This is a genomic window from Sutterella parvirubra YIT 11816, assembly GCF_000250875.1.
Lineage (GTDB): Bacteria > Pseudomonadota > Gammaproteobacteria > Burkholderiales > Burkholderiaceae_F > Sutterella > Sutterella parvirubra.
In genome coordinates this window covers 31,180-34,595 of record NZ_JH604946.1, presented here as the reverse complement: position 1 = coordinate 34,595, position 3,416 = coordinate 31,180, and the positions used below count along the sequence as shown (strand labels likewise).

Here is a 3,416-nt window from a genome sequence, read left to right as displayed (position 1 = left end):
AAGGCCCCGGCCGCCGCCGTGATGTTGACGAGGAAGACCATCAGGATGGTGTCTTCCGTCGTGAAGCCCATCACCGCGGCCGCATAGACCGCGGAGAGCGTGATCACCACCGCGACGCCGCACTGATAGAGAAAGCCGCAGGTGGTGAGGATCCCGAAGTCGGGGAATTGAGGCAGGGACTTGAGCGTCGTCCAGGCGCCCCGGAGGCTTTCCGCGATGCCTGCGTGCTTCGCGTCGGGGCGCGGCGTCGCGCGTTCTTTGAGCCAAAGGAAGATCGGCGCCGCCGACACCGCAAAGACGACCGCGGTGATCAGCATCGCGCCCGCGACGGCGCCGTCGGTGCCGAGGCCGAGTTTGTCCGCCTGCGTGACGAGAAGGAGCGACCCGCCCAACGTCGTCAGGCCCCCGCAGTAGCCGAAGGCCCAACCCCAGCCCGAGACCTTCCCGATCGAATCCTCACGGGCGAGTTCGGGAAGGAACGCGCTGTTGACGCTCTCGCCCACGTTGTAGGCGAAGTTCGAAAGGATGATCAGCAACCCCGCCCAAAGGATCGTGCCGGGGCCGGTCGTGGCGAGCAGAGCCGTCGCCGCGACGGCGAGAAACGTCATCCAGAAGAGCCAGCGCTTCTTCGAGGCATGCATGTCGGCGTGCGCAGCGACGGCCGGCATCGCGATCATGCTCAGGAGGTTCGAGGCCGCGACGATCACGGTCCAGGCGAGCGTCGCCCACGGGGCGTCGCCCGCGACGACCGCGACGAAGTACGCGTTGTAGACCGCGGTGAGCACCACGGTCGTGTAGCCTGAATTCGCAAAGTCGAAGGCCGCCCAGGACCAAACTTCCCGGGGAGCGACGCCGGGGCGCAGCGATTTGACGTCCATGTGAATGAAATCCTTTGGGGTCTGAAGGATGATGTTGGAGCCCGAAGACTGCTACGGACGCATCAGGGTTTGGAGGTGCGCGGTGACGCTCCTCGCGAGGCTCCTCAACGAATAGCCGCCTTCCAAGACGGAAACGAGGCGTCCTTCGCAGAGCGCCGCGGCCGCGTCCATCATGCGGCGCGTGAGGTAGGCGTAGTCGCGCTCGGCGGCCTTCAACTGCGCCATCGTTTCTTCGACGTGGGCGTCAAAGCCTGCGGAGAGGAGCATCAGCTGCGGGCGGAAGTCGGCGAGCACCGGAAGCCATTCGTTCTCCACGACGCGCTCGATTTCGGGCCCCGCCGCCCCCGCTTCCAGGGGCGACTGCACGACGTTTTCCGGTGCGGGCACGATGCGCCGGTCGGGAAAGAGCGGCCACTGAAAGAGCGAGAGGAACTTCACGCCTTCGCGGCCCGCAAGGATCTCTTCGGTTCCGTCCCCGTGGTGCACGTCGAAGTCGAGCACCGCGACGCGCTCGACGCCCCAGCGGGCGCGCGCGTAGAGCGCCCCGACGGCGACGTTGTTCAAGAAACAGAACCCGCCCGCACGGGCGCGGCCCGCATGGTGCCCGGGCGGGCGCACCGCGCAGAAGGCGTTCCGGCAGGTGCGGGAAAAAACCGCGTCCACCGCCGCCACGACCGCGCCGACGCTTCTCATCGCGGCGTCAAACGTTCCCGGGCCCACCTTGGTATCGGTCATCTCGAAGCGCGCCAAGGCCTCCTTGTCGCCCTGGCTCGCCTTCTCCAGCGCCTCCACGTAGTCCTCATCGTGCGCGAGCGTCACGACGCCGCGCGGCGCCGGGCCGCACTCCACGCGCTCGACGAAGTCCTCGAGGCCGCTCACGAAGAGGCGGCTCTCGAGCGCTTCCATGCGTTCGGGAGATTCGGGCGCGTTCGCGAGCGGGTTCGGATCGTAGATCCGCCCGTGCGTGAAGTACCCCGTGGGGAGCCCCGACCAGGCGGGCGCTTGTGCGGTAGTCATCGTGGGGATGCGTTTTCGTTGTCTTGAGGTGAAGATAGCACACCGCACCCCGGCCCCCGCACGTCGGGCGCACCGACTTCGAAGGCGAGCGTTCACTCCGCTCGCTCGGCTTCTCCCTTCGCGTCGTTCCGTTCGATTTCGCGCGCTCGCTTCCATTCGTTTACCCTTTATTTCGGGTTCTCCCGAGGGTCTCACCGCCCCCGCCGATAGAATCTCAAGCACCGACATTTTCGACGACACCGACACGCCATGCACCTCTTCCGACAGCGCGCCGCGACCGCGCTTCTCGCCATGACCGCCGCGCTCGCCGTGGGGGCCGCCGAAACCAACGGACAGACCGCCCCTGCCGCCGAGCCCGCTCAGAACACCCAAACCGCCCCGACGACCGCGTCGGCCGCGGAGCCTGCGCCCGCCGCTCAACCCGCCGCTCCGGCCGCGCAACCCGCAGCCGAACCCGCGAAGAAGCAGCCGAGCCCGCACGTCAACCGCACGACGTCGGACTATCTCGCACGCCCGGAGGTGCTCGGGTTCCTGCAGAAGCTCTCGGACGAGAAGGACATTCCGCTCGAATGGTTGAAGGAAGAGGTCGCCGTCGCGCGCTACTCGCCCCTGAGCGAGAAGTACACGACGCCGCGCCCCAAGGCCGACCGGAAGAAGACCCCGGAGAAGAACTTCATCCTCTACCGGCGCAACCTCATCAACGACGAACGCATCGAGCGCGGGGGCGACTTCATCGCGCGGAACCGCGAGGTCCTCGCGCGGATCGAACGCGAAACCGGCGTCGACCCCTACGTCGTCACCGCGATCATCGGGATCGAGTCGATCTACGGCCGCAACATGGGGCGCTTCCGGGTGTTGGACGCGCTGATGACGCTGTCGTTCGACTACACCCGCCGCGCCAAGTACTACCGGAGCGAGCTCGCGAGCTTCCTCGACTTCTGCTACCGCCAGGGCGTGTCGCCCGTCTCGGTGCACGGGTCCTTCGCCGGGGCGATGGGGCTCGGGCAGTTCATGCCGGCGTCCTTGAACGCCTACGGCAGGGACGGCGACGGCGACGGCATGATCGACATCACGAATTCCGAACCCGACGGCATCGCCTCGGTGGCGAACTTCCTCAAGGTCCACGGTTGGATCCGGGGCGAAAAGCCCCTCTACCCGGTCGAGGCCGACGAGGCGATCTTCAAGGCGACGAAGTCGGGCGGCATCAAGGCGCACACGACCGTCGGGAAGCTCCTCGAAGCGGGCGTGAAGCCCAAGACCGAGTGGAAGCTCAAAAACGACGAACCGGCGCTCCTCGTCGACCTCCCGTGGGTCAGGAAGGACGACACCAAGGGCGTCGACTACTGGCTCGGGACCGAGAGCTTCGGCGCGATCCTCCGCTACAACCGGAGCTACTTCTACGCCGCGGCCGTGACGATGCTCGCCTACGAGCTCGAAACCCGAGACAAGGGCGAGGCGCCCGCCGAGAAGACCGACGCCGAAACGGCGAAGGTGACGGCGCAGGCCGCTCCGGAGGTGAAG

The 3,416-nt window shown here is 67.1% G+C and carries 3 protein-coding genes; 1 reads left to right on the top strand and 2 read right to left on the bottom strand.

Going from position 1 to position 3,416, the window contains the following annotated elements; all coding sequences use genetic code 11:
* Together HMPREF9440_RS04745 and HMPREF9440_RS04740 are read right to left on the bottom strand one after the other, a co-directional pair.
* Positions 1-878, bottom strand: an 878-nt coding sequence (locus HMPREF9440_RS04745) for an MFS transporter (RefSeq protein ID WP_245523570.1), incomplete at its 3' end; no start/stop codon positions are given.
* A gap of 51 nt (positions 879-929) precedes the next feature.
* Positions 930-1,895 carry a histone deacetylase family protein gene (locus tag HMPREF9440_RS04740; protein WP_008541994.1) on the bottom strand — a complete coding sequence of 322 codons (966 nt, stop codon included), beginning with the start codon at positions 1,893-1,895 and terminating at the stop codon, positions 930-932.
* A 249-nt stretch (positions 1,896-2,144) separates the two neighbouring features.
* Here HMPREF9440_RS04740 and HMPREF9440_RS04735 point away from each other — a divergent pair.
* On the top strand, positions 2,145-3,416 hold a 1,272-nt coding region (locus tag HMPREF9440_RS04735), incomplete at its 3' end, for a lytic murein transglycosylase (protein ID WP_008541992.1).

Bases quoted from the DNA above. Each gene is read 5' to 3' on its own strand.
- HMPREF9440_RS04740 (WP_008541994.1), bottom strand. From the start codon at position 1,895: ATGACTACCGCACAAGCGCCCGCCTGGTCGGGGCTCCCCACGGGGTAC.